The 26,338-nt window shown below is 33.0% G+C and carries 27 protein-coding genes and 8 pseudogenes; 8 read left to right on the top strand and 27 right to left on the bottom strand.

The genetic code is table 11. From position 1 onward, the window contains the following. Window positions 1-221 precede the first annotated feature (221 nt). Both AAG068_RS11430 and AAG068_RS11425 read right to left on the bottom strand, forming a co-directional pair. On the bottom strand, window positions 222-1,073 hold the full coding sequence (locus AAG068_RS11430) for a peptidylprolyl isomerase PrsA (RefSeq protein ID WP_342719344.1): 852 nt from the start codon (window positions 1,071-1,073) through the stop codon (window positions 222-224). A 166-nt stretch (window positions 1,074-1,239) separates the two neighbouring features. Further along, a pseudogene (locus AAG068_RS11425) lies at window positions 1,240-1,599 on the bottom strand (GH25 family lysozyme); the annotation flags it as partial. 282 nt (window positions 1,600-1,881) lie between these two features. On the opposite strand from AAG068_RS11425, the gene AAG068_RS11420 reads away from it, so the two are divergent. Beyond that, complete coding sequence (locus AAG068_RS11420) at window positions 1,882-2,076, top strand: hypothetical protein (protein WP_342719343.1); 195 nt, start codon at window positions 1,882-1,884, stop codon at window positions 2,074-2,076. A gap of 1,034 nt (window positions 2,077-3,110) precedes the next feature. Here AAG068_RS11420 and AAG068_RS11415 read toward each other — a convergent pair. The 7 genes and pseudogenes from AAG068_RS11415 to AAG068_RS11385 form a co-directional block, all read right to left on the bottom strand. Next, window positions 3,111-3,710, bottom strand: a complete 600-nt coding sequence (locus AAG068_RS11415) for a hypothetical protein (protein ID WP_342719750.1) — start codon at window positions 3,708-3,710, stop codon at window positions 3,111-3,113. A 118-nt stretch (window positions 3,711-3,828) separates the two neighbouring features. After that, window positions 3,829-4,365: pseudogene (locus tag AAG068_RS11410) on the bottom strand (ABC transporter permease). 242 nt (window positions 4,366-4,607) lie between these two features. Further along, window positions 4,608-4,919, bottom strand: a complete 312-nt coding sequence (locus AAG068_RS11405; RefSeq protein ID WP_342719342.1) for a hypothetical protein — start codon at window positions 4,917-4,919, stop codon at window positions 4,608-4,610. Continuing rightward, window positions 4,901-5,923 carry an anti-sigma factor gene (locus AAG068_RS11400; protein WP_342719341.1) on the bottom strand — a complete coding sequence of 341 codons (1,023 nt, stop codon included), beginning with the start codon at window positions 5,921-5,923 and terminating at the stop codon, window positions 4,901-4,903. The genes AAG068_RS11405 and AAG068_RS11400 overlap by 19 nt, the downstream gene beginning before the upstream one ends. Beyond that, window positions 5,913-6,230, bottom strand: a pseudogene (locus AAG068_RS11395) (sigma factor-like helix-turn-helix DNA-binding protein); the annotation flags it as partial. The pseudogene AAG068_RS11395 and the gene AAG068_RS11400, both read right to left, overlap by 11 nt. A gap of 320 nt (window positions 6,231-6,550) precedes the next feature. Then, window positions 6,551-6,802 carry a DUF3947 family protein gene (locus tag AAG068_RS11390; RefSeq protein ID WP_342719340.1) on the bottom strand — a complete coding sequence of 84 codons (252 nt, stop codon included), beginning with the start codon at window positions 6,800-6,802 and terminating at the stop codon, window positions 6,551-6,553. 377 nt (window positions 6,803-7,179) lie between these two features. Next, window positions 7,180-7,578, bottom strand: coding sequence for a CHRD domain-containing protein (locus AAG068_RS11385; RefSeq protein WP_342719749.1), 399 nt, complete (start codon window positions 7,576-7,578; stop codon window positions 7,180-7,182). A 203-nt stretch (window positions 7,579-7,781) separates the two neighbouring features. Between AAG068_RS11385 and AAG068_RS11380 the strand changes: the two genes are divergently transcribed. Beyond that, window positions 7,782-7,919 (top strand): DUF3956 family protein, encoded by a 138-nt coding sequence (locus tag AAG068_RS11380; RefSeq protein ID WP_000443219.1) that lies wholly within the window; start codon window positions 7,782-7,784, stop codon window positions 7,917-7,919. Between the two features lie 119 nt (window positions 7,920-8,038). On the opposite strand, the gene AAG068_RS11375 is transcribed toward AAG068_RS11380, so the two are convergent. Both AAG068_RS11375 and AAG068_RS11370 read right to left on the bottom strand, forming a co-directional pair. Then, window positions 8,039-8,311, bottom strand: coding sequence for a hypothetical protein (locus AAG068_RS11375; RefSeq protein WP_141403262.1), 273 nt, complete (start codon window positions 8,309-8,311; stop codon window positions 8,039-8,041). Window positions 8,312-8,703: 392 nt separating this feature from the next. Then, entirely contained in the window at window positions 8,704-9,360 is a 657-nt protein-coding gene (locus AAG068_RS11370) for a DUF6944 family repetitive protein (RefSeq protein WP_342719339.1), read from the bottom strand. A gap of 72 nt (window positions 9,361-9,432) precedes the next feature. Between AAG068_RS11370 and AAG068_RS29935 the strand changes: the two are divergent. Next, window positions 9,433-9,531, top strand: a pseudogene (locus tag AAG068_RS29935) (hypothetical protein); the annotation flags it as partial. 348 nt (window positions 9,532-9,879) lie between these two features. Here AAG068_RS29935 and AAG068_RS11360 read toward each other — a convergent pair. The 5 genes and pseudogenes from AAG068_RS11360 to AAG068_RS11340 form a co-directional block, all read right to left on the bottom strand. Continuing rightward, complete coding sequence (locus AAG068_RS11360) at window positions 9,880-10,233, bottom strand: hypothetical protein (protein WP_342719747.1); 354 nt, start codon at window positions 10,231-10,233, stop codon at window positions 9,880-9,882. A gap of 436 nt (window positions 10,234-10,669) precedes the next feature. Next, window positions 10,670-11,110 (bottom strand): annotated as a pseudogene (locus AAG068_RS11355) (replication-relaxation family protein); the annotation flags it as partial. After that, window positions 11,092-11,598 (bottom strand): annotated as a pseudogene (locus AAG068_RS11350) (FtsK/SpoIIIE domain-containing protein); the annotation flags it as partial. The pseudogenes AAG068_RS11350 and AAG068_RS11355, both read right to left, overlap by 19 nt. 117 nt (window positions 11,599-11,715) lie before the next feature. Continuing rightward, entirely contained in the window at window positions 11,716-11,898 is a 183-nt protein-coding gene (locus AAG068_RS11345; RefSeq protein WP_000156984.1) for a hypothetical protein, read from the bottom strand. Beyond that, window positions 11,899-12,197 (bottom strand): annotated as a pseudogene (locus AAG068_RS11340) (hypothetical protein); the annotation flags it as partial. A 162-nt stretch (window positions 12,198-12,359) separates the two neighbouring features. Between AAG068_RS11340 and AAG068_RS11335 the strand changes: the two are divergent. Both AAG068_RS11335 and AAG068_RS11330 read left to right on the top strand, forming a co-directional pair. Further along, the gene (locus AAG068_RS11335) at window positions 12,360-12,554 is read left to right on the top strand and encodes a helix-turn-helix transcriptional regulator (protein ID WP_098346976.1); all 195 of its coding nucleotides are present in this window, start codon (window positions 12,360-12,362) and stop codon (window positions 12,552-12,554) included. 60 nt (window positions 12,555-12,614) lie between these two features. Next, on the top strand, window positions 12,615-13,064 hold the full coding sequence (locus AAG068_RS11330) for a restriction endonuclease (protein WP_342719746.1): 450 nt from the start codon (window positions 12,615-12,617) through the stop codon (window positions 13,062-13,064). 114 nt (window positions 13,065-13,178) lie between these two features. Here the strand turns inward: AAG068_RS11330 and AAG068_RS11325 are convergent, their stop codons facing one another. The 3 genes from AAG068_RS11325 to AAG068_RS11315 all read right to left on the bottom strand — a co-directional run bounded on the left by AAG068_RS11325 (window position 13,179) and on the right by AAG068_RS11315 (window position 14,743). After that, the gene (locus AAG068_RS11325) at window positions 13,179-13,631 is read right to left on the bottom strand and encodes a spore coat protein (RefSeq protein ID WP_342719338.1); all 453 of its coding nucleotides are present in this window, start codon (window positions 13,629-13,631) and stop codon (window positions 13,179-13,181) included. 14 nt (window positions 13,632-13,645) lie between these two features. Continuing rightward, a complete protein-coding gene (locus AAG068_RS11320) occupies window positions 13,646-13,846 on the bottom strand; it encodes a spore coat protein (RefSeq protein ID WP_342719337.1) in 201 nt (66 codons plus the stop codon). 369 nt (window positions 13,847-14,215) lie between these two features. Continuing rightward, complete coding sequence (locus tag AAG068_RS11315) at window positions 14,216-14,743, bottom strand: spore coat protein (protein ID WP_342719336.1); 528 nt, start codon at window positions 14,741-14,743, stop codon at window positions 14,216-14,218. Between the two features lie 507 nt (window positions 14,744-15,250). Here AAG068_RS11315 and AAG068_RS11310 point away from each other — a divergent pair. From AAG068_RS11310 to AAG068_RS11300, 3 genes and pseudogenes are all read left to right on the top strand, one after another. Next, window positions 15,251-15,508, top strand: a complete 258-nt coding sequence (locus AAG068_RS11310; RefSeq protein ID WP_342719335.1) for a hypothetical protein — start codon at window positions 15,251-15,253, stop codon at window positions 15,506-15,508. A 76-nt stretch (window positions 15,509-15,584) separates the two neighbouring features. Then, a pseudogene (locus tag AAG068_RS11305) lies at window positions 15,585-15,733 on the top strand (transposase); the annotation flags it as partial. A gap of 104 nt (window positions 15,734-15,837) precedes the next feature. Beyond that, window positions 15,838-16,994, top strand: a protein-coding gene (locus AAG068_RS11300; RefSeq protein ID WP_342719334.1) for an IS3 family transposase whose coding sequence is annotated in 2 segments (ribosomal slippage) — window positions 15,838-16,090 and window positions 16,090-16,994 — 1,158 coding nt in all. Because the reading frame shifts where the segments join, the coding sequence is not laid out codon by codon here. Between the two features lie 54 nt (window positions 16,995-17,048). Here AAG068_RS11300 and AAG068_RS11295 read toward each other — a convergent pair. The 8 genes from AAG068_RS11295 to AAG068_RS11260 all read right to left on the bottom strand — a co-directional run bounded on the left by AAG068_RS11295 (window position 17,049) and on the right by AAG068_RS11260 (window position 26,332). Further along, the gene (locus tag AAG068_RS11295) at window positions 17,049-17,783 is read right to left on the bottom strand and encodes a Bax inhibitor-1/YccA family protein (protein ID WP_342719333.1); all 735 of its coding nucleotides are present in this window, start codon (window positions 17,781-17,783) and stop codon (window positions 17,049-17,051) included. A 38-nt stretch (window positions 17,784-17,821) separates the two neighbouring features. After that, window positions 17,822-18,619, bottom strand: a complete 798-nt coding sequence (locus AAG068_RS11290) for an ABC transporter permease (protein ID WP_342719332.1) — start codon at window positions 18,617-18,619, stop codon at window positions 17,822-17,824. Continuing rightward, on the bottom strand, window positions 18,619-19,314 hold the full coding sequence (locus tag AAG068_RS11285; protein WP_342719331.1) for an ABC transporter ATP-binding protein: 696 nt from the start codon (window positions 19,312-19,314) through the stop codon (window positions 18,619-18,621). The genes AAG068_RS11290 and AAG068_RS11285 overlap by 1 nt, the downstream gene beginning before the upstream one ends. Then, on the bottom strand, window positions 19,311-19,691 hold the full coding sequence (locus AAG068_RS11280; protein WP_342719330.1) for a GntR family transcriptional regulator: 381 nt from the start codon (window positions 19,689-19,691) through the stop codon (window positions 19,311-19,313). The genes AAG068_RS11285 and AAG068_RS11280 overlap by 4 nt, the downstream gene beginning before the upstream one ends. A 446-nt stretch (window positions 19,692-20,137) precedes the next feature. Continuing rightward, window positions 20,138-21,565, bottom strand: coding sequence for an IS4 family transposase (locus tag AAG068_RS11275; protein ID WP_342719329.1), 1,428 nt, complete (start codon window positions 21,563-21,565; stop codon window positions 20,138-20,140). Window positions 21,566-21,750: 185 nt separating this feature from the next. Beyond that, a complete protein-coding gene (locus AAG068_RS11270) occupies window positions 21,751-23,613 on the bottom strand; it encodes a GMC family oxidoreductase (RefSeq protein ID WP_342719328.1) in 1,863 nt (620 codons plus the stop codon). Between the two features lie 297 nt (window positions 23,614-23,910). Then, window positions 23,911-24,900, bottom strand: coding sequence for an ABC transporter substrate-binding protein (locus AAG068_RS11265; RefSeq protein WP_342719327.1), 990 nt, complete (start codon window positions 24,898-24,900; stop codon window positions 23,911-23,913). A 262-nt stretch (window positions 24,901-25,162) separates the two neighbouring features. Further along, on the bottom strand, window positions 25,163-26,332 hold the full coding sequence (locus AAG068_RS11260; protein WP_342719326.1) for a phage portal protein: 1,170 nt from the start codon (window positions 26,330-26,332) through the stop codon (window positions 25,163-25,165). Between the last annotated feature and the right edge of the window lie 6 nt (window positions 26,333-26,338).

Here is a 26,338-nt window from a genome sequence, read left to right as displayed (position 1 = left end):
ATAATAAATTCACTTTATATTTAATGAAATTAAACAAATAAAACATTATAATATCAGCATTCTTTGAAGTAATGATTATTCTACCTTAAAATAATTACATAAATTCCCATTGTAATTCTTAATATTTATATGTAATATTGTATTGTCTTACTATCTATTTATAACTCACACACTAACTAGAAAAGGGAACCTATATAGGTTCCCTTTTCTAATTACAGTCATTATTTCTTTTCTAGAAATTCAAATGTATTTTTAAATTCTTTGCCGTTCACCTTAATATCAGCATCTTTCAATAAGTCATTGACTACTTGTTGTTTCCATTTCCCTGTCGTATCTTGTAGTCTTTGCTGTTCTAAGTCTTTACGAATGCTATCTTTCACTTCATCAAATGGCTTCAATTCTTTTTTATCTGTCACTTTAATAATATGGTAACCGTAAGTTGTTTTTACCGGATCACTTACTTGTCCTGCATCTAATTTATATGCGGCTTCCTCAAATTCTTTCACCGTTTGCCCTGGAGCGAAACCAGTTATTTCTCCGCCTTGTTCTTTTGAACCAGTATCCTCTGAGTATTGCTTCACTAAAGCCACAAAATCTTCACCATTATTTACTTTCTCTTTCACTTCTTTAGCGGTCTTTTCATCTTTCACTAAAATGTGACTTACCTTTATCTCTGGTTTATAGTTATCTTTTACGTCTTTTTCTGTAACAGTCGCTTTAATCGCTTTCTCAAATGCGATTTCTGGCTTCATTTTTTCTTTTAATTCATCTTCATTTTTCAATCCAACTTGTTCTAAAGTCGATTTGAAGTTGTCACCCATTTTATCTTTTGCTTCTTCAACTTGTTTTTTCGCTTCCTCATCTGAAACTTTATATTTATCTAGTAATGCCTTACTTAACACCATTTGGTATAAAGTACTTTCTCCATATTTTTGTCTTAATTCTTTACTTAACTCTTTCTCTGTAACATTTCCTACTTTTGATGTTACTACGTTGTCTGAGGAACCACATGCAGATAATGCCAGTACTACACATGAAATAATTGTTCCTAAAAATAGCTTGTTCTTTTTCAATTCAAAATACCTCACTTTTATTATGATACAAGAACAACTATACAATGTTAATGTGTAAACAATGTGTTTTCCACATGTAATTCATTTCATTTGAATAAACTATATATCATGTTCTTTTTATTCAAATATGACCCTTTACGTATCCCTAAAAACATGTACCTACTTATAACCCTATTTTTTTCGCACCTAAACGGCGTAATTCGTCTATAAACGCTTGTGTCCCCCCTTGCATATCCATCATCGTTTGAATTTCTACGTCCACCACCCAAAACTTAGCAGATTTATCGCCACGATTCCAAAAATCTTGTGCCTCTTTCCTCGCATCAGCAATAGATATGAAGCGACAAAATGCATAATTACCAAAGGGAATACTGCGTTTCTTCATTTCATTCACATAATTTTGATACATAAAATCTATCGTATTCGAGCCATCTTGAACTCTAGCAATAACTAAATCTAGCTTAGATGCTGCAATATCCCAATCTATAGTTCCATTCCATTTAGAAATATCGATAATATACCCCAATACAATTCCTTCCCTTTTTATTATTATATTCAAAGCTTGTTTTATTGAAAGCCACCTATACTTAATAATAGCTATCTATAATATAAATAAAGGAAATCTATATTGTTTTTCAAAACATACAATCTTTTAATTAAGTTTCTATTAATTTTTCATAATCTGATTACACCATAAAACTCCATATCATTATCAACTCAACTAAAAATTTCATATTATATATTAATACGCTATTACAAACTAAACAAAAAACGCAGTATACTATACTGCGTCTTAGGAGCTGATTTCATGGAAAAAAAACCTATCGTTTTCAAAGTTCCACCAAACTCAAAACTAAAAATTACATTTTTCGGTCCTTGTAACGAGGTAATTACAAATGTTTCTATAATTAATCAACTTTCCACACCTAGGTGTCAAACTATTACCCAATATCCAAACTATAAGAAATACGAAACTGAAGTGCGATCATTCTCAAATTGTTAATCCATTCTCTCCACAATCTGATTAGCTAAACAACTTTGGTAAAAGACTAAAATTACTCATTTCATGATATTCCATTGATATTCTATTGATTTTTCACACGTTTTTATTAACCGAGCATATATTATCGTATGGAGATTATCCACTCATAAAACCTATCTTTCTTTAGAGCGTACTGTTTATGTATGCTCTTTTTTTATTTATCCCTCATCCTATGCATATAAACCTGTTTATTTTTATATTTCACAGGCAATCCCCTCCTGCTTACTTATAAAGTGAAACTTTAATCAGTGGGGGTTTTGTTCATCCCCCACTGATTATTAGTTGAACCAATCGGGCTTTTACGGGCAGTTGATCCCCCATCTAACTTCTTTGCTTCCGCTGAATTTTGAGGTGGGGGTCTTACTGCCCGTTAATGCGGGATAAACAATTTAATCAATGTTAATTCAATATTACTCCATTATTTATTATACTTTTATTCCTCTGTTACATTAGTGTATTCATTCAAACTTTATATTCATCTAATATATTTCCCTTCTAAATTGACCATAGTTGTATTAAAATCTTTTATACTCAAGGAGGTCAAATATGTTCAAGTTGCATCCAATACTACTCATCTTAGGATTTATTTTATTTTTATATAGTGTAATCGCCTTAATGTTATTCCTTTCCATTCAATAGCAATACTTTCACAAACCTTTGATAAATATGTAATTTCTATATAGTAAAGAAAAAATGTAATTATACGGACATAAATCCAGATATCTTTTCTATTCCGTTAGACAGCTAGCACATGTAATGCCAAAGAACTTTTACAACTATGTTACTCATATCTTTATACGCTTTTTATTACCTGCAGAACATCAAATACTCATAATAAGCGAGCACTCTCAACTTTACTTCCTAGCATGCGAAATTCTCATGAAACAAACTATACTTAACCTATTTACTTATATATTTTAGAAAAACAATAATAATCCCCCACCATTTGGTAAAGGGGATTAACTAACCTACTGAAAAGTATTTTATTCTATTGGTTATTTAATTGGAGAAGGAAATCTTGCTGCTTCAAAATGAACCGTATTCAAACCATTAACATTTTGAACAATTACTCCAGCAACACTACTTTCAGCAAAAACTTCAACTGAATCTCCTGCTTCTAATTGAACTATAGACGTTACTGAAACATCATTATTAAAAAACACCCCAGTTCCAAAGAAATCATTATCTATTGCTATTGCTGAATTTCCATTCACACGAATTTCAACTCTAGCTCTGTAATTTACATTAAAATCATTTGGAGAAAATGTTATATTCCCTAATACACTGTATACCCCTTTCGTTTTCGGAATAAAAACAGATGTTGCTTGGTTATATTCATTTGCTAGATCAAACTGTTCATTTTGAAATAATACTTTAACTGAAGTATTTTCAGGAACAGGTTGATTCGTTGTATTAACAGCTCTAAATGCTGATGCTCTTACAAGTTTTTCTTTCTTATCATCACAACAATTCACTTTTACATACTTTCTATCACATTGACTATTGTTTCTGAAGCAATCATGACTTTTCTCTTTGTAATCTTTACAATACTTACAGTAATAATAAGACGTAGTAAGTCCCCCTTTAAACTTAATATTACATACTATGCAATATAGATTAGAATAGCTTGGACAAACAGTTACTATTTTCAATAGAATAAAATATCCCCACCATTTTGGTGAGGATTATCCTTTATCTTCTGTATACTCGACTTTATTTAATTGGAGAAGGGAATCTTGCAGCTTCAAAATGTGAACCGTCTTCTGAAGGACTTAATACTCCATCTACACTACTTTGTGCATAAATCTCAACTTGATCTCCTTCATTCAATTAAATAATCGTCGAAACACTTACAACATTACCAAAACTTATTGGACCGAAAAAGTCATTATCTATCGCTATTGCTGCGTTTCCATTCACACGAATTTCTACACGAGCTCTATAATTTAAGCTAGGATCATTTGGAAAGAAACCAATTGTTCCAATAATAGAGTAAACTCCCCTAGTCTTCGGAATAAAAATAGACGTTACTGGATCATACTCATTTACTAAATCAAATTGTTCATTTTGGAACAATACCTTTACAAAAGTATTGACAGGAACCGTTTGATCCACCGCATTTCTCGCTCTAAATGCTGATGCCCTAACAAGCTTTTCCTTGTTGTCATTACACTTACTTGTATTCTTACAGCAATCATGCTGTTTCTTTTTATACTCTTCACAATACTTACAGTAGTTATAGCAAGACATACTAGTTCCCCTTTCATGGTTATTACTACATATTATGTAAGAGGGATTCGCAATGTTTGGACGAGCTATTGTTTTAGTCCAAAACTTGCGCCTTTATATATATACGTGGGCGGAAAACATATCAATAAAACTTCAACTTAGATGTATAATGCTTACTATTCAAATTTGATAAATTCTTCTCTTATCTAGTTTACTTTTATACATAAAAAAGAGCGAATCTACATTCGCTCTTTCTCACATATTTATGGCCCAAAGCTTATCATCCAACCGAATATATATCCAAATATAGCAAACAGCAGCATAAAAACAAATAAACTACATGCCCACAATGCATATTTTCGGCTTTTGCTTTTTGTGATCATACCTACAACTGAGCACACCACTCCAATACCAACTATTTGCAGAAAACCTTTCCCTATAAATGTTTCTTGAATGAGCAATATAATGTTCAAATACAATAACGCTAGAAAGGCAATAATTAATGAAATAGTCCCCATCCACGTTTCCTGTTTATAAATATGATTCTTTCTTTTTTTTAAGAATGCCAATTCCATAACCTCACTTCACCTACTTTCAAGTTTCTAACTTTTTCGTGGATCATCAATTTTTGAATTTCTACTTTAGGCCCTGTTACAACTGCCCCATATGTTTTTATCCCATTTTTTTCAAGGAAAGAAATACGCTTTGACAACTCTAATACTTTCGCTCTAGATAGCTTCACCGCTAAACTTTCATGCTTCTGTAATGACTTTAAAACATCAATGAATTGTTCCTCGTGAGGTGAATCACTTACAAAAGCACCACTTGGCATAGACATTATATCTGCTGGAAAGCCAATCGGGGCTACATACATACCCTCGTCGTTCGTTTGCTTCTCTTCTAACCCTGTATGAACGGCATACCACACAATATCAATAGCAGGAAACGTATCGGTTACCTCTTGTACACTTAATAATTCCCTAAAAGACACAAATGCTTCTACAACAGATTCTTGTGGAAGGCCTTTTAATACCTGCGCTTCTTCACTACTATTGTACGACGTATTATAGTTATTAGGATGAGACAACACCTCATTATCTACATATGGGACTTCTGGAATTTTTTCATCTGTTGTATATTCACGACTTACTTTCGTCGCTCTACTAAATACATAATCTGTTTTCTCTTCTCCTATTCGAATATCTTTCTTTCCTATCCTTTTATACAAATCAAAATGCAATTGCAAACTAAGCGGTAACAACGTTTGCTCCATGTCCCTTTCTTTCATAAATACATTAGGTTCTGTTACACTTAACGTTTGATTTACTACATTCCGTATCTCCATCGCGTTTGTAGGTGCCAATGTATAATATAAGAGTGTAGATATATATAAAATAGGTTGAATAAGTAATAAAAAAGTAAATACAATTAAAACATTCGTAATACGTGCTCTTTTTTTACCTATTTTCAACACTTGCTCCTGTTTTCCATCAGGAAGTGCGGCCGGTCTTTGATGAAGAGCTTCTTGTAACAATTCTTTATAATCATCTTGTTCAGAATGAAATTTATCATTTGTCATTTTGACTCTTTTCCTCCTTTAACAATTCTTTTAATCTCTTTCTTCCGCGAAATACGTGACTTTTATACGTGTTTAACTTTACATCTAATACAGAAGCACCCTCTTCGTACGTTAATTGATGTACGTCACATAATAAAATAGCTTGTGCCTCTACCACCGGTAAAGTATGAATAATCTGAATTAATTTTTCATAACTATTTTTGGCGACTACGTACTCTTCTGTAGATTCCCCCGCTTGTATTGTCTCTAATTCCTCTGTTCCTACAAAAGTTACTTTTTTCTCTTTCCTAACAAAATCAATAAATGTTCATGTATCCTTTCATAAAGAGCCACTAACCATCATTTTTCATGATAAAAAAATTCTCACATTTTCTTTAATCGGTATCATCTCATCAAAAACAGTTGCAGTATGTACGGAGATTACCTCATCGGCTATTTACAAATTGTAGTTGAGAACTATTTGACACTTACATATACCCCTCTCCATTTGCGGGTAATAAGACTCCCAAAAAAAATTTCGGAACATACAAGAAAGGTAGGTAGGAGCCGGGGCGTCCGTATATGTCCAATTGGTGAGGACTAATAATCGGTTTTGGATACCTGCCCCCTACTGATTAAACTTTCAATTTATAGATTAAATACAGTTCCATACGGGATAGTAAGAAAAGAACTTCCATACGGTGTGATTTGATGAACTGGGTAAAAATACTCAATGGATGAATAATACGGCTGGATACCTTGTTGCTGCATTTGCATTTGTTGTTGCATTTGTAACGCTTGTTGAACAGCTTGAACTGTACTTTGTGCTCCGCTAAACGTAATTGATGTACCATATGCAGGTCGCATACCCGCTTGAGAAGCAAAATATAAATAATACATTATCTTCAGCTCACTTCCGTAAAAGTAATTACAATTTATGTTATGATTCTCTATTTCAGTGGGTGCGGAGAGTTAATCTATTAGCTTTGATTAGGTTTAAAGATTTTTATTATCTGTTACCCTTTCATATTTCATTTACAAGGTTCATCTACTAATACTAATTTAATTTTAGAGGGGTATTTTATTTTGAATTTTTCGGTAATTAACCCACAAACTAAAGAGATAGTGAATTAACTACGTCTAATTAAATTCATTTACTTTTGAAACTATGAAAATGAATTTTCAAGATTATTAAAGGTATATGACTTATTAATACATCCTCTTCCAAATAAAAGCACCCTCAACGGATGCTTTATTTTTTACAATACTATAATTCATTAGCAATACTTCAATTGCCCACGAATTTCACCATTAGGATATTGTACTGTATGAACATTAATATATATGTTTCCAGATATGATTTCATTTACAAGGTTACCTAATGTTTGACCCGCTAACGGCCCAACCAAATCTTCTTGAGTAATCATTCCTGTGAGGGTTGCACACTCTATTGAAACCGGATTTGTTATAGGTCCAAATAAAAAAGCTACAACAGGACCATTAGTTCCTTTTGCTCCAATATGCAGATGGGCAGCTACTACATCCTCTATATCGAATAAATCCAACTTAAATTTTAGGTTAAGCTCGTCCCGGCTTAATTTAAAGAAAGCCTCCCCTCGAGCGTCTGTTTCTACTGGAGGAACTTCATTTCTACCACGTAATTTTGCAAAAAACATATCTATCACTCCTATTCTTTTATATACTACTAATATATTCATACCCTTTTTATAAGGTGACAAAAAAGCAGCTGTTAGGCCATTAAAAGTTCATTTTATATAATAGATTAATTTATCAATTTTATTAAATTAGTTAATTTAGCTATTACGTTTTTTAATTCAATTCATATACTGTAGTAGATTACTAGAAAGGAGGTGTAAGTATGGAAAGTTGTGTTTTGTTCGTTAATGGACAACCTCTTTTAGTGGTCTCAGTTGCAGGAATTGAAATTGCTAGATTAGAACTTTCTCTTCAAGTAGCATTGACTTTAATAGCATTAGGGATTCCAATCTGTGCATAAAAGTTAAGCATTTATTAAAAAGAGGGCTTAAGCTCTCTTTTTAATTTATTCCTTAACAAAAAAAGATACCACCTAGATTATGGTATCTATCGCAATAATCAACATCAGTTTCATCACTACTAAACTAGCAATCCTAATTTGCGTATAATTCCTGAAAACGAATAACCATATGCAAAACCTACAATACGATTTCTTGGATTCCATTTATGTTCTAGATCTTCATTGTACGTTTTCTTGTAATACGCTAGTTTAGAATCTATGTTATATTTGTCGTTAATAATTACTTCATCACTAGAAAATCCATCTATTTTAATCTGAACAGCTACATACTCTGCCCCTTCATTTAAAGCATCATTATAACACTTTTCTAACTCTTCTAATGTCTTTCCCAACATTAACCTCCTATTCAAATGGGCGTTTCGTTCAATAAAAAATTATTTTCATCAGTAGTTGTGAGCAACAATCACAATGAGTATTTAATAGATTATAAGCTGTTTGCTTGTCTTACAAAGTATCATATGATTTTTATATAGGAATGGTTCATCAAAATGAAAGTTATTCATATATCTTTTCACACATGTAGTGATAACAATAAAATACATCAATAAACTTGATATTAGTGTTAGTGACATTACAATAACTTGTTAATTTAAAAGACCTTTCCATAAGAGCTCTTTTTCATTCTCTCAATTTATATCAAATATTCCTTTATCAATAAGTACATGTTGTTTTCAATGTTTTACGAGAGCATTTAACTTTTGCTAACCGCTCTTATTAAACTAATCTATTTATCACTCCCTTCTAACTCCTCACTTTCTTCACGTATTTGTCCAATTAATGAAAATACAGAACCTACAGCTTGGATCCAACTGCCTACTGTATCTATTGACTGTCCTTCTTTCTTTTTATTCAGCTCACTATTTACTTGATTGTCTAAATCCCCCTCCGCATCATTTACTAGTTCGTCTTTACTATCCTGCCGCTCTCTTCTAATATTTTTCAGCTCGTAAATTCCTCCAATCGCCTGCAAGGAATTCCCTATAGCTTGCAATAAGTTTCCTATAATATTAAAAGATTCATCTTTATCTGAAGCATCTTCAAATTCGTCCGCTAATGCTGTAAGTCCTCCTAAAGCCTGTGTCCAATTCCCAGCAATCACCAATTTAATTTTTGTTTCATCTTTAAAATCAATAACCAATCCAGATATTACAGTTACATTACCACTTGATTGGATTTCATTTCCGATTTTTTCAAGAGATATTCCCTCTTGACCATCAGCCTCTAAAGCGTTTCCAACCGCTTGTAATGTGTTTCCATATATATTCAAATCCTCCCTTACATTACTACTTATAAAATAGAACGGTGTACTTCCAATAGCGGAAGTTATTGTACCTATAGCTGCTATCAATGCACCAAATATTTCTTTCAGTTGGTTTTCCATTTATAACCTATCCCAACATTAAGTAATTACTTTTATCCTATTCAATTACACATATACCTGTTAAAAATTCAGACTGTTTCTGTTATCAATACTGCTATAAATACGGTTATAGATACGGTCCCAGTAGGTATTGCTCCAACTGGTATAGCAACCGGAACTATTTGTGAATAATAAAAAACAGAGGGACCAAAAATATGTTTCTCTGTTTTTTATTTTCTTGTGCTCCTTAAAAACTTCATATTCATGCAGCCCTATCTACGTACTTCATGTTAATCGCAATATACATAGAAGGGATATTATTCGACTCATTTCATTTTTCTTATGTATACTTCTGTACATTTGTTTGTAAAACCCATTGTATTGTATTAAAAGAATTGACCGATTATCTTTACGAGCTTAAAAACAGTCACAAATTACCTATATTACGCTCTAATCTTATTTTTCTAACTTCCTATTCATCACCTCCTTAAATTTCTTTACAAAATATATAAGCTGCTGTTACGCTACTTTACATTCATTTTATCCCCAAGAGAAATGATATATATATTCTCCCGTTACACTTTGATTAATCCCAATAATTCTGGCAAACCTCATTAAGTCCGCACCCTGAAGAAAATACATCACAAGCGTGACTGGCACTTGTGACCACATAAATTGATAAAACTCCTCAATTCTCTGATTTGTTGAAACAATTAAATCATTTACAGGCCCTTGATTCCATACAGAAGTTCTAACTGAATTAAACAGAAGTTCTTTCCCATTAACCACTATTCGTGCCATACTTTGAGTTATGTCCACAACAATTCCCTCCATCATTACAAAAATTGGACCTGTGTATTTACTTCTTTTGTTATAAATATTCTTTACTTTTATAAATGTCTAAGGCAAACCTCTATTTTTCACTACGATTCAAATGAATTTTAGTATTTATTTCCTCAACTTCCGTAACATTTATATATTTTATAACCCTGTTTACTTTTAAAAATCCGATATGCAAAATTGCATATTTCATTATCTCAATATCGCTTTGTTTACTACAATTTGATAAGAATTCATTTTAATCACTTGATAAATCAACATTTGTCATTTAATTCCTTATTATGAATTACATATATTTATTTTTTAACACTATATTCGAATAATTATATTGGAATTTCTTGTTGTATACACATCTATCTTTTTCAGGTATTATATACGAGAAGGGTAAGGTAAGAGTTACTCTTTGCCATTTTAGAAAAGGTCCTGTTGGAAACAACAGGACCTTTTTTCATATAATTGCATTTTCGTTTGCAAACTCGTTAGCACTTTTTTATATCTCTTCTATTACATACACCTTCACAAACACATCATATTTAGCTGCTAATTCTTCCAATTTCTTTTCTCTGTATTTGGTCACTGTAAAGAAATGAATAACTGGCACTTTCCCGTTATGCTTCTGTTTATAAATTTGTGTAAGCTCTTCATATTTTTTTAACTTCTCTTCATTCACTTTCATTTTCTGTGAACGATTTATTTCAACTGCATGAAGTATGCCTTCTTCATCGCGAAACTTCACATCAGGAATAATTCTTTTCTTCTCACCATTTTTTCTATAGTTAATTTCTGTTTCTATTTGCCAGTCATCGGGACAATATAAATGTAACCAGGCTTCATTTCTCAGGATTGCATGCTCCATTCTATTTCTAGAAACAACCTTTCCTTCTCCTAGTAATGCATGCCCTTCTTGATTTAAGTAGTAAACATATTCTTTAAAAACACCGTTTTCCCCATACGAATTAAGCCACCTATTGCCATGTGTGGCGTTTCATCAAAATCATGATACATAATTCTTTCTAAACTCTGGCCAATAGGCACACACCATTTTCCTTTTGTCACTAATCGTGTAGACCAATCCCATTTCTTCGGTATTTCTTTATGGAATACACGAATATTCAATCTGTAATTATCGTATTGGATTCGAACAGGCTTATTTAATCCTTCGCTTACAACATCCTCGACCTTTTTAATAATTTTACTTGGCATTCCAACAGGCAAGGTATAAATAAAAATGGTGCTGCGATCATCATCGACTTGCTTTTGAAACTTCGGATAATGCAATTTGTCTTCTCTCTTGATCGCAATTCCAGATACCTCAAAGAACACCTGTATCTTTCGTTTATCATTATCTTTTCTTTTGAACTTATCACCGAACAATGCGACTGTTAAACCTGCAGCTGGCACCAATAATAACTCAATCATTTTTCTTCCCTTTTTATACCCTTAATTAGGTATAAAACTCCCTCGCAAATAAACACCGTTCGTACAAGGAAGTTTCCTTGTTATCTGTAGCAACTCAAATTCCAAAACCTACTTCCTTTATAGAAACGCAAAGAGAACATAACGTAGAAGATATAAGAACGAGCCTGTAAGCGTTGTGTACATGGTCATACGTGGGAGCCAATGTGGAACACTCTGGCCCATTTTCTCTGCGACTTTCATCGTAATAACTGACAAGCCAGTCGCCGTCCATACAACTACCGCTTCTCCTACGATTGTCATTTGAAACCCCTCTTTTCGAATGAGTTGTAATCCCTTCGGTGTCATAACCGGTTGATACTCATTAATGACGTCTCCCCACTCCAACACTTCGTCTTCATCCTCATATAAATCATCCATTATATCGTTTGATAAACGGTAATAGCCTTTATACTCACGATTTTCAAAAACCTCATGTCTTTCCATGTGATCTATAATTGCATTCGTTTCTTTTTACCATTAGAAGCTTTATACATATTTCTTAATTCTTTCGACGGATACAAGTAAGGCGTTTCATTTAAATGTAAGTATTGCCAACGCATATGCATTCTCTCCCTTCTTGATGTCCTTGATGTCCTTGATTCCACTTGGTATTCCTCATGGTCTTGATAAAGGTATATGAACTAGAAAGAAGGATTTTGCCTGTCCAAGCGAAAAAATAAAAGAAAGGCCTAGTACTTTTTTTATTAGGAGGGAAAAATATAATGCAAAGTCGTTTGAAAGAAATTTTAGATAGTAAAGGTATAAAGTACAGCTTCGTCGCAAAATTAGCATCAATTTCAAATTCAACTATGACAAACTTAATTAAAGGCGCTACTCCTACATTGCCTGTTGCATATCGTATTGCAAAAGTTCTCAAATTGCATATAGAGGATATTTGGTATGAAGAGATAGAATAGTGCTCAGCTGGTTATAATGATACTGAGATGAATTGTATGATTTGGGCTATTCTTTGATTAATCGTCGTTTTTGGATTAGGAATAATCCTTAAAGCACCACAAGTCTCAGAAGAGGAAATCCGTATGAACCACTTGAGAGAACAGGCTAATCGTGAATATCTAGAGAAAATGAACCCACGAAAATTTGAATACCTAATCGCTGACCTGTTTAATTCTCTTGGATATCGAGCACAAGTTACACCTGGCTCTAATGATGGTGGAAAAGACATTATTCTTTGGAAAAATGATGAAGTAAAATTTGTTGAAGTGAAAAGATATACAAAGGAATCTATCGGAAGGCCGTACATTCAAAAATTGCATAGTGCTATTATTGATGGTGATGCTGTTGGAGGATACTTTGTTACACTGAGTAATTTCAATAAGAACACAAGGCAATATGCTGCAAATAAAAACATTGAGTTAATCGATGGGGATGCTCTTATTAACATGATGGATCCTGAAACAAACTAAAAAAGCCGTCCCATAGGACAGCCTTTATTTTTACTTCTTAAGCTTGTACCACAATTAAAACAGTGGATATTCACCAATAAAGAACCACTATATTCAAAGAACAAATTAAACATTTTATAAAATGTTTAATTTGACTAATAAAGCTAATAAAATTTGGAGAAGAATTTGAACATTTACTGCTATATCTGTATCAGTAGTTGTAACTGAAACATTTCTAGAATTTTTAATAACCGTTTCTTGTTTATTAATTTGTTTAACAGATGATTTTTGAAACAAATCTTGTGCTACACGATCCGCTTTCTCACTGTCTGCTATAGAAATACTTAAAACAACTACAATTGCTGCTTGTAACGCTGCTTGGATAGATAGCGCAGCTTTTGTATCTGTAGTAGTAACTTGGACATCTGCCGAATCAACAATTTTGATAGATTCTTCTGAGATTTGGTAAGTTTTACTTTCTTGTGCAGCTACTTCTGAAACGTTAGCATCTTTAAAAGACGGATGAGGATTTGAAGAATCTAATGCACTCCACTTTTTATTTTCATCTGGATGGCATTCTTTGCCCATAAGATCACCCCCTTTCAATCCAAATAATTATTAACCTGCGATTGTATTTCAGAAACAATATTTTTAATTTGCTGCTTTTTTTCTGGTGATAAATTTTTAAAATATTCTTCATTTATCCCATGCCTATTAAGAATATCTGAGAGTAAAAGGTCTATTATTATATTCTTTTGATCCTTATCAAATTTAAAGGAAGAAAATTTGTTTAAATCATCCATTTACAATATTCACTCCAATCAATTTTCTGTAAAATTTTCAAATAACCACCAGCATTATATGTAATTTAATAAAAATTACTTGGACAAGTAACTTAATCTTCTATTTTTACTTCTTTTTACTAATCAAATCAAAAAGCTGGCTTCTAATAAGAAGACAGCTTTCCTTCATTTCACATAAACATAAGTTTCATTTACTTTTAAATAATATACTTCAACTTTACTATTGTGTAGTTTTCCACACTTACTTTCCCATTAATCTTAAATATTAATTCAGTCATAATTAGAAATCCAAGCTTGTACCACATATTACAACAAAAAATATTTACTTTAAACAAATCCTTATAGCTAAATATAAACATGTTAGAAACTTTATAAAATGTTTAGTTTGACTAATAAAGCTAATAAAATTTGAAGGAGAATTTGAATATTCACTGCAATATCTGTATCAGTAGTTGTTACAATTACGTTTTTGGAATTTTTGATAAAAGTTTTTTGTCTATTAATTTGTTTAATAGATGATTTTTGAAATAATTCTTGTGTTATTTTATCTGCCTTTTCACTATCTGCTATAGAAATACTTACTACAACCACAATAGCTGCTTGTAATGCCGCTTGGATAGATAGCGCAGCTTTTGTATCTGTCGTAGTAACTTGGACATCTGCTGAATCAACTATTTCAATATATTCCTCAGAAACTTGATCAATTTCATCTGTTTGTATAGCTTTCTCTAAAAAATTTGAATCTTTACTAAATGAATAAGAATGTATTGATTCGGAATCCCCTTTTTCGGGTTCGCAATCCTGTTTTATTGACTCAGAAACTCGTTTTTTCGGCTCAAACTCCCGGTTTAATGGATCCCGGTTTTTCTTTCTTCTACAAACTTCACATTCACACATGAAATCACCCCTTTTAGTCTAAAAAGTTAACAATATTAAAATATTGACTAACTACTAGCATTTTATGTATGTTTTTAAAAATTGTTTGGACAAGTAACTTAATATTCTATTTTTACTTCTACTTCTTTTTTCTAATAAAAAAAGCTGCCTTTTAATAAGAAGGCAGCCCTCTTTTACTCCACATACACATAGGCTTCATTTACCGTTATATAGTATGTTTTTCCTTTGCTTTTGTGAAATATACATTAAAAAACGTACTCCAAGATAAGATATTATTTAAAATCAGAATAGTTTCTTTAACAAGTATTTGTTGATCAATGCCACAACTAGTAGTTCCCTCTACTATCCCTTAAATTTAGCATGGTTTGTATAAATTCTACATCTAATAGAAAGTTCTCTATCAAACAAAAATAAAATAGTAGGTTAATAAACAAGCATTCTTTTTACTAAAACATAGAATAATATCAACCCTATTCGAAAGGAGGTATAAAAGAATGTCCTGGAATAATGATTGCTGGAGTTCTAAGAAAAAGCAATGTTGTGATGATTGGTGGAAATCTAAAGAAGAGCAACATTGTGATGACGATTGGTGGAAATCTAAAGAAAAACACCATTGTGATGATGATTGGAAGTTTAAACGAAATAAGTGTCGTTGTAATTGTTTCTTTATTTGTTGTCATTGTAGAAAGAAAAATTGGTAAGTTTTTTAGTGCCAGCTTAAAGGCAAAGAACATGTCTTTGGGGCTAATAAATACTAGGTTATAGTAATTAAAAAGACCGTCTCTAAATGAAGTGCACCCCAATTGTTAGACACATAATCAACAATTGGAGGTGCATTTTTATGGCTAAATTTTCTTCAAAAGATAAAATAAAAGCAGTAAAACGATATCTAGAAGGTACGGAAGGAGGAAAAACCATTGCTAATTCTATAGGGTTCATCCTAGAGAACTTTATCAATGGATTGAATTGTTTGAATTTCCAATAAAAAAAAACTGCATGTTTGAAACTGAAGTGAACCCGAATAGTGGTACATGAAAAAAACACCTCCTGAATTCGCATACTAAGTATGCAAATTCAATGGAGGTGTTTTTCGTTTGAAGACAAGAGTTCATTACCCAGAAGAAACAAAGTGGAAAGTCATTGAAATGAAGAACGACGGTTACTCAAATCGTACAATTATGGAGAAACTCGGAATTAAAAATGTTTCCCAAATTAAGACATGGATGAAATGGTATCGTACAGATCAAACGTATCGTTTTCAACAACCTGTAGGAAAACAATATTCTTATGGAAAAGGTCCAAAAGAGCTCAGTGAATTAGAACAGCTACGTTTAGAAAATAAACATCTAAAAACAAAATTACTTGTATGGGGAAAGTATCTGGAAATCGAAAGGAGCTGAAACCAGAAACTGTAGTTACTTTATGGAAAAATGTAAAAACAAAAATAACGGTAAAAGAATTGTGTAACGTATTAGAATTACCCCGTTCCACATTTTATCGCTGGTTACAACGAACGGAAGATCTAAAAGATGATATAGAAGAAAAAGTAAAGGACTTCTGTCTTAGGCATAAATTCCGGTATAGATATCGAAGAGTGACCGCTACTCTTCGAAAAATGGGATTGTGTGTCAATCATAAAAAAGTATTACGAATCATGAGACAAAATCATATTCTTTCAAAAGTACGTCGAAAGAAAAAGAAATATATCAATGGTGCGGAACCAATGGTAGCCCCTCATCGATTGGAGCGCCAATTCGATGCATCCAGACCAAATGAAAAGTGGTTTACGGATATGACGTATCTCTTATTTGGAGAGCGTACCTTATATTTATCAACGATCATGGATGCCTTTAATCGTGAAATTATTAGTTGTGTCATCAGCGAATCACAAACACTGACATTAGCGATGAAGACATTGAAACAAGCAATGAGAGGGTGCAAAGTAAAAGATGTCCTTCTTCACTCGGATCAAGGAGGTATTTATACAGCAAAAGAATTTCAAGCGTATGCCAAAGAAAACGGCATTATCACCAGCATGTCCCGGAGAGGAAATTGCCATGATAATGCCGTCATGGAAAGCTTCTTTGGTCATTTAAAAAGTGAAGCTTTCTATTCACAAAAGTTAACAAAAGTATCCAACACAACTGTGCGAAAGATTGTGCTAGAATACATTCATTACTACAATTGTGTGCGAATTCAAGAAAAATTAAACCACCTATCCCCTAAAGAATTTAGGGAACAAGTGGTTTAGGTGTTTTGATTGGTGTCCCGTTTTCGGGGGTCACTTCAAAACATGCAGGGTTTTTTATTCTTCGTTTTTCATAAAGTAAGAAACAAAACGGAGAATTTCAAGGTATAACCATACTAATGTCATCATGAGCCCTATTGCACTATACCACTCCATATGTTTTGCTGCCCCACTACGTACACCATTTTCAATCGAATCAAAATCTAGTAATAGATTTAATGCAGCAACGACAATCACAACGGCACTAATAATGATACTGATTGTCCCACCTTGGTGAATGTATGGAACAGTCAAAACAAAGGTGTTTAGTAATAAGACAATCAAATACATAATTAAAATGCCAAGTGTTGCAACTGTTAAAACAGTACGGAACTTTTCAGTTACTTTTATTATACGAGTAGCATATAATACTAACATTGCAAATAAAATCGAAATGGTTAATAATACAGCAGTTAAAAGAATAGAATCTCCAAAACGCATTGTATAATATGCAGAAATACTTCCTAATACAATCCCTTTCACCACAGCATAAATCGGTGCACAAATTGGTGATATACGAGGGATAAATATAGCTAAAAATGCAACTATTATATTAACTATTGCTACTCCAATTAATACTGACGTTTTCATTGAACCTTGCATCATCTGTAAGTATGAATAGACAGACGCTGCAAGTAGTAAAATAAGCATAACAAATGTATTTCTTACGGTTCCACCAATGGTCATCGTAGAAGTGTTTGTTGGCTCTTTTTTAAAGGTATCCTTTTTTAGCATTGGATTAGATGTTTTCATTAGTTCCTCCTAAAATGTATCTTGAATCAAACAAATTTTTATAACTCTAATTTCTTATCTATAATGCGTCCAGTAATGGATACGAGGAGAATTATTAACAAACAGGTAAAACTTTGGTCTGTAATAGTACTCATTTCACTTGGATAAAAAGACGTCTCAATAAATCCATTTTGATCAATAACTCCATTCTTTTTTATAGTAATAATATATCTCTCTAATCCACCCAAAACATCCATCAATACTGTTTGAACAGCTATGAAAATAAAAAAGAAAATGATAAAGAAAATTTTCCTTCCTATGGATTCCTTAACAGGAAACTGTTTTGTAATAACTATGATGAAATAACCAGAAACTAACAAATACATGAAATCGATTCCCCATAAAAAAACAGCAAAGATATGGTGAAAGATCCCGTATTTAAATAACTCATAAAATTCCTGTTGAAAACTATCATCCATTATTTTTACACCATCAATACTTAAGGAAAGATAATATAAAAAAATCAGTCCTATTACTAATAAAATTAGAAATACAAGTGTAAAGAAAAATAAATTTGCATATATATTTTTTTGAGATGTGATAGCTGTACAACGTATCATAGAATTTTTTATCATTTTGTTGAAAGATGATAAAGCTAGTAAAAACACGTAGAAAGAAGCTATACATAATAAAATTAAAAAAATAACCAATGTTAAATCCTGTCTAGCCGAATTCATTATTTGAATTGAACCTTTCACATGAAATAAAAGGAGCAACGCAGAAGTTATAAAAACAAAATAAAGAATAGCTATGCTTCTTTTATTACACTTATATAAATAGTGAAAAAGTGGGTTCATTACTTATAAACCTCCCTAAACAATTCATGCACTGCTTTACCTTGATGAAAACGAATTTCTTCTACATTTTCATGTAATACAATATTTCCGTCTTTTAAAAAGATTACCTCATCAAATATATTTTCAATTTCTTCTATTAAATGAGTTGAAATAAGAATAGTACAGTCTTCTCGGTAAAATTTAAGAATTAAATCCAGTATATGTTTTCTAGAAACGAGATCAATTCCACCCAAGGGCTCATCTAATATATATAACTTTGCTTTTCTGGAGAAAGTTAATATAAGTTGTAATTTTTCCACTTCCCCTTTTGACAGAGCAACTATATGCTCTTCTAATGGCATGTTAAATTCAGTTATTAATTCCATTGCTTGGTTTAAATCAAAATCAGGATAAAAATTCCGATAGAAAGCTACAGCATCTTTTATCGTCATCCACTCGTCAAAAACAGGACTATCAGGCATAAATGAAACAATTTTCTTTGTTTCTATTCCTACCTTCTGACCTTCAATTGTGATAGTTCCTTTAGATGGATAACGAAAACCAGCAATCATTTTTAATAATGTCGTTTTTCCGCTACCATTATCACCAACAAGACCAATAATTTTCCCTTCAGAAATTGTTGCACTTAAATCTTGAAGCACTGTTTTTAAGTTATATCTTTTCCGCAGATTTTCAATTTTTATTAACTCTGTCATTCGTTTTCCTTCCTTTTCTTTTCTAATGAAGAATGGAGGATTGGAAGAATTTCTTCTTTCGTAAATCCTAAATTGTCCATTCCATTTATAAAATTATCAAGCAACTTTGTTGCCATTCCTTTGCGTAGTTCAGTAATCTTTTCTCCTTCACTCGTTACAAATCTCCCTGTTCCCCTTCGTGTCACAGCAATACCTTCTCGTTCTAGCTCTTGAAATGTGCGTTGAATCGTATTTGGATTCACTTGTAATTCATTGGCTAATTCACGTACAGCTGGTATTTTATCACCCGGCGCTAAACGACCTGTTACAATTTCCTTTTTTATGTATTCCATTACCTGAATATAAATCGGGATATTAGGAGAAAACCCATTTTCCATTTCTTCCCTCCTCAGTATTAGTGTACTAGATGAATAATACACTAATACGGATTGTGTGTAAATGGTAATTTTTTCGAAAGATATATTATAAATAAAAGACGATATATTTAGTGAATTACTGTAACCAACTAAGTGTCATAAACGACCGTTTATGGCACTTAGTTGATCTTTAACAAAAGCGTTAAAAACTCATCCATATTGAGTACCAAAACCCATATCTAAAAACAAAGTCCCTTTTTTAATTCAACGAGGTTTTTAGTACTATTTTATGTGAAAAATTGCTTAGCGTACGAAATTCGCGTTTTGTTGGGCTACCCCCATCGCCATCAAGCTAAGCGCATACAACGGCAAGTAAAGTAGAGGTTGTTTCTTTTTTCTAAAAGCTAGGTGTAGAGAATTTAAAGATTTGCATGCGAAATAAACCCTATCGGGTTTCATTTTTTGAATTAGGCCGCTTGATTATCAGACATGGTACAATTGTAAACGACACCAAATATATCAAAGACTGTTTTTTTCTCATAGCGATGAGATTTTCGCCCATTTTGCTGTAGGAGGTTGAACAGGCGAATGAGAATCTTTGATAGTTCTTGGGTTTCTTTCTGTATGGCTTGATAAATAAGAAGAAAATAATCTTTAATCATATATATAGCCTTATATTCACTCAGTTCTCGTTTCTTTTTCATAAGAAGTAATTGACGCATTTGAAACATAGTAGAAGAACAGAGTAGAATGGCAATCAGTTGTCCATACAAATGGCATTCCAATCTTTCTCGTTTTATCTTTTTACAATGATGAATATGAAAAAATGATTTCCATGTTTTAAATAAAATCTCGATTTGCCATCGTAAAGAATACCAATCATGCACTTGTCCCATCGGGACAATATCTGTAGAGGTGTTTGTCATATATACATTGATACCACTGAGACGTTTACTACAAGGGGGATACTTCATTCCTTTCTTTTTCTCTCTTATAGCTTGATCTTGCAATCGTTTTTGTTGCGGTTGTTTTGTTAATCGATGAACAATTACACGAGCTGGCACTTTATCAATCATTCCTACATAAGCATCAGCTATTTCACATGTTTGTCCTGGTTGAAGGGAGTTCATTAACGTCTCCATATCTATCTGTATATACTCTGTACCTTTCTTAATTCTTCCATCTTGAAAATAATCAGGGTTAGGATTTTTTTGATAAATACGTGTATTCGACTTGATACGAGAGATATAGTAGACCTCTTTATCTTGTATATGTTGAAGGTCTTTTAAATGAAAATAACCTAAATCTCGGATACATAAATCATTCGCTGCCACAGTTGGGGCACACAGAGAGCCGTAAGTGCGATCATGTTGTTTACCTGGACCTGCATGAATATGTAGGAACTGCCTACTTAACAAATCATACTCAAGTTGAATTTTCATCCCAGCTGTATGGCTGCATCCTCCTGCACCTGGATAAACCGATGAAAATACATCCGGGAGTTGAAATGCAGTTGAATCTAAGATGCGAATACTCTTAAAAATAGAAGTATAGGGAGAAGAAAACAACCCAGATGACGATAATTTTCGGTTCAGAAGTTTAGCCAATACTTGTTGTAGAAACTGCGCGGCTGCAGCGTTAAATCTTTGATTTAATTCTTCAGGACTTATAAGCACTTCTGTTGACGCTTCTAAACAACTACATAACTGGGTTAAGGAAGTTTTTGCTACACTTTGGACCCATACGCATAAAGCTACTAAATCTTGTGCTTGATACTTACTTGTTCGCTGTACAAACCCAACATCTCTAGCTAGATTCTGTAAGTTATTTGGGGATAAAAGACTCTGAATCTCCTGTGAAAATAGTTGTAGTTCGTTAGCTACAGAAATAGACATACAAAAAACGCCATCCTTTCCTATAATTCTATAGAAAGAATAACGTATTTTTTTCATTTTGAGGATATTTCTTTTTATTAGTTTGATAGCGATGGGGTTCGTCCCCACAAAGCAAGCCGCATTCTAGCCAAAACGCAATCTTTAGATCGAAAAATAAGAATAAAACCAATGAATAAATATTTAATTTATATTATTTTAATCTCATTTTCGTAATCTTCAAGTTCCTTATCTGTCATTACATATGGAGAGGGATCCTCTTTTATAAACCGTACCGCATTTAGTCCGATCATCTGAGCAGCGGCGGACGGCTGACCATCTGGAATAATAGGCGAAATGGACAAATCGGCAACCTTAAGATTTTTGGTACCAAACACATTGAGGAATCCATCGACAACCCCTTCTTGAATCGTTTGTCCCATCCGACACTGACCGCCTAAAGAGAAGTTCGTGTAAGAGGCTTTGACATAATTCTCAAGCTGCTGTTGTTTGTTAGGATCATTGTCAGGTAGCTGGAATATACTTTCGGGTGGATATACAACTTTCCCGATTCCGTTATTTGGGTATTTCAGTGGATCTCTAGCCTCTACAATAATATTATAAATTCTCTTATATTGATCGACCATATACGTTAGGTCATTGGAATCTTCCAACGGATTGAAGTTAAGAGATGGATAAGCCTCTGGATCGCTATGTTCCACTAGCACTGTACCCCTGCTTTTTGTATTCACGTCTACAATACCAAAACTCATGATACTTGGAGTAGTTCGGAAAGTTAAATCTAAACTCCAACCATTGCTGATCACATCTGGAGCAGGGATAAAAAATGGTATAGGAGCCCCTATCAGTTGGAGACGACGACTTTCTAGTAGATTCATTGGATTCTCTGCTTGGAAAGCACCTAAGATAAGTGGAAAGTTGGGATCAGCAAAAAATATCGGAAGAATTTGAGAGGTATCTATTTCAACTCCTAATCCAACATAACCATGAGTTTGAAGATTGTGACCCACATTTGGACTCTCTATAAATGTTGATATACCTGCTTTAGCCAAATCATCCGATTTACCGATTCCTGAACGTTGTAGAATGACTGAGGAAAAAAATCCTGCAGAGACGATAATGCCTTTTCTTGCAAACCTTCTATGTGAAACACCATCCTTGACAAATTCAACACCAACCGCAATGTTCAGTCCATTTTTTTTCTTAAATAAAATTTTGTTAACGGTTGTTTTAGCTAAAATAACTAACTTTCTTCCACCAACTCCAAATTCATCTGGATGGAACTGGTTTCCTTGACTGACAATATGATCATTTAAATAACCTGTTGCCGTTGAGGATCGGACAAATTGACCGGGGCTAATTTCTTTTTGAATAATTTGCGATTTATAAAATGTACAATCCCTTATGCCGGTATTATAGTCCACAGCAATCGGCGTTCCCAATACAGTGTTTGTTGCTTGAACTAACGTATTAATCAATCCATTAGGGGGAATACTCTGTTGCCTAATAAAGATTGGCCCTTGTGATCCTCGTTCATCAGGGTCTTGTGTCGATCCTGTATAGGTTTCATTTTTTACAAATAAGGAGCTAATCTTGTCGTAACTCCATCGATTACCAACAAGACTTGCCCACTGGTCATACAACTCTTTACTCCCACGTACGGCGTACATGTCACTAATTTCTGAGCTTCCCCCTATGGTGCGACCATTTGTTGCAATAAGTGTACGTGCAATAGTCGATTCTAATTCAGAAGTAACATTAAAGCTAAACCTGTTACCTCGAGTTGTATTAATGGCCGCAAGAACGCTAGGGTTACTTAGCTCATTCGTCATATTTGTTCCTGCTTCTAGCACTAGTACAGAAGTACTTTTGTCATCTGTTAATTCTTTGGCGATTACCCCTCCAGCAGTTCCGGCACCAATCACGATATAATCAAATTTATTAGGGTCTATTGGTTTTATAGGCTCTGGAACTGCACAAGGAAATGCACAAGGAAATAATGAATAAGGAAATTCGCAAGGATTAAAACAATTTCTATTTTTTGATGGCATAAATAATCAAGCTCCTTTTTTGCATTTAGTATATTAAATGTAAGAAAGAATCTGTCTCTTGTACCAGTGTCTTTATTTATAAAAAAAATGTATGTTCTATACATGTAAAGTTAATATAACGCATCATTATCAATAGACAATAACGGATAGAATTTTCGTTTTGGGGAATTTTGATTCTTTAGCTTAATGGGCATGGGGGGGCTACCCCTTCAAAAGTTTCCATTAAAAAATAGTAAAAGCCGGAAAGTATTTTTATACTCTCCGGCCTTAATATAAAAAAATTAAGAAGTTGAAGCCTTATTTGCTAAGCATAATTTTCTCAAGTTCATCTAACATTTTGTTAGCTGCAATTACACCACCAGCAGTATTCCAAACTGCATCACTAACTTCATGTGCATTTCCATTTTTAACAGCATTTAGATTTTCCCAAAGAGGATCGCTTGTCATTTCTTTTGCTTTATCTAAAGCTTTTGGATCATTTTCTGGAGCATATGTAAAGTAAAAAAGAACATCTCCATCCATTTTAGGAATCATTTCTTTTCCTATATCTATAGCAAGGTTGCCAAATTTACTGTTAGCAGTAAAAAGCTCTTTTTGCTGTTTCACACGTTTAAAACCTAATTGATCAAAAATAACTCCAGAAAAAGAATCTGTGTAATAAATACGAGAAGTTCCAGCCATGAAACGGACAACAGAAACTTCTTGATTTACTTTATCACCTAATTTTTGTTTTACACCTTCTAGGTGTGCATCAAATTTGCTTAATACTTTGTTGCCTTCTTCTTCATGATTTAAAGCTTTTGCATATAATTTAAAGTTTTCCTTCCAATCGCCTCCTAGTGTATCTGAAAATACTGTTGGAGCAATTGCGCTTAATTTATCGTGCAACTTTTCTTGGCGTACCTTATTACCAATAATTAAATCAGGTTTTAACGATGCAATTTTCTCTAAGTTAACTTCATGTTCAACCCCTACAACTTTAACATCTTTCATATCGCTTTTAATATGATCGTACCATGGATCCCCTAGCCAAGATTTCACAGCACCAACAGGCTTTACTCCCATTGATAAAATCGCTTCTGTTCCTTCGTTAGTTAAAACAACAACGCGTTTAGGAGTTTTTGTGATCTTTGTTTCACCCATAGCATGTTTAACGGTATAACCTTGTCCTTTGTTTGATTTTGACTCTGTTTTTTCTTTTGACACTTCATTGCTACCACAAGCAGCTATGAACACTAAGAAAAGAGCTGACAATAAACTAAGTATCGTCTTTAAATATGTACGCATAGTAAGTCCTCCGATAAGTTCGATAATGATTTTCATTATTAATAATGATGTATAAATTAATAAACTGTCAATGCTATTTTGTCAGATATTTTAAAAATGCATTGAAATATCTGATAAAACATAAGAAATCAGCTAGATAGGAATACGGAAATGGTTCAAAGAATAACCTTCCACATCTGAAAGTTTTTCAAATTTGGCGGGGGCTTTATTTTATACTTTGACCTGTAGTTTCCTATAAGAGTCCCGCCCCATAGCCATCAAGCTAAAATTTTATAGTACCCCCAGAATGAAGTTTTGTGCTACTTGTAACAAAAAAGCACATTTTTTCGTTTTGGGGAGCAACTAAATTCTTAACTTGATGGGGATGTGTCAATGACCCTCTATCAACCATTTGAACTAGATTCATCTTTGTACTCATAGAAGCGTATTGAAGAGAAGCAGATTCAAATATAATTTTGTTCCCGAATCCTCTTTCTTTACGCGAAAAAAGCTTCCTGGTAAATTCTCCAGCAAGCTGCATCGCTAATGGCTCTATCTCAGATTCGTAATAGGCATTCCATTCGTCTTCATTGTATTTACTTTGAATAATATTTTCGTTTGTATTAAAGAAGTTATAAATACGTTGAACGGTTTCTTGCATTTGTTCTGAATCTGGAACAAACGCTTCGGGTTTAACTTGTTCTAAATCGTAACGTGGATCAGATGAAGCAGCACCGCCATCATTTGCGATATTTAAATAGTTATTAACAAAGTTTTTAACCTGCATGTCGATATCTTCTTGCTTCAATACTGATTTAAATTTTAAAATCCACTTTACTACAGCGCTGTTTTTAATCGCTTTAACAATTCCTTGATCAGTAGTCGTTACAATCTCCATCAATTGTGACAAAGCTTTACCAGGATGTTCTCCAAAAAAATCATTTTCATTAAAATCTTTACGCAAATGAATTACATCAGTATATGGAACAGTCATTTGTTTTCCATTTTTAAAGTAAAACTTCAAAAAGATATCTCCATATGTCCCTTCAACAACTTCAACTGTCGTGCAAGGTATTGGATATATCTCAGAAGCATAACCCAAGTCATCTCGTTTAATATAAGCAAAAGCATTGTGATTCAATTCTAATTGATTTGTCATTTTTTCTTGGAACATTTGACCTGTCATCAATGGGTTAGGTTCTTCTAATAAAAATCTGATGTATGGATCCGGATTAACTTTGAACTCTGTTTTACTATCCCTGATGTGCTTGGCAACTAACTTCCCAACAGCTTTTGCCTTAGGTCGTATACAAGCTCTAATAATGTCACTCTGAAAAATATCTCCATTCCAAGAAAAGAAACCACCGCCATTATCACTAATCATTTCATAACGATTATAACTTTTCGTAGCTGAAGTTTGTTTCTTTCCAAATATCTTATCGAATAACCCCAATTTCTT

The sequence above is a fragment of the Bacillus paramycoides genome, from assembly GCF_038971285.1.
Classification (GTDB): Bacteria; Bacillota; Bacilli; order Bacillales; family Bacillaceae_G; genus Bacillus_A.
This window is presented reverse-complemented; position numbering and strand designations above follow the sequence as displayed.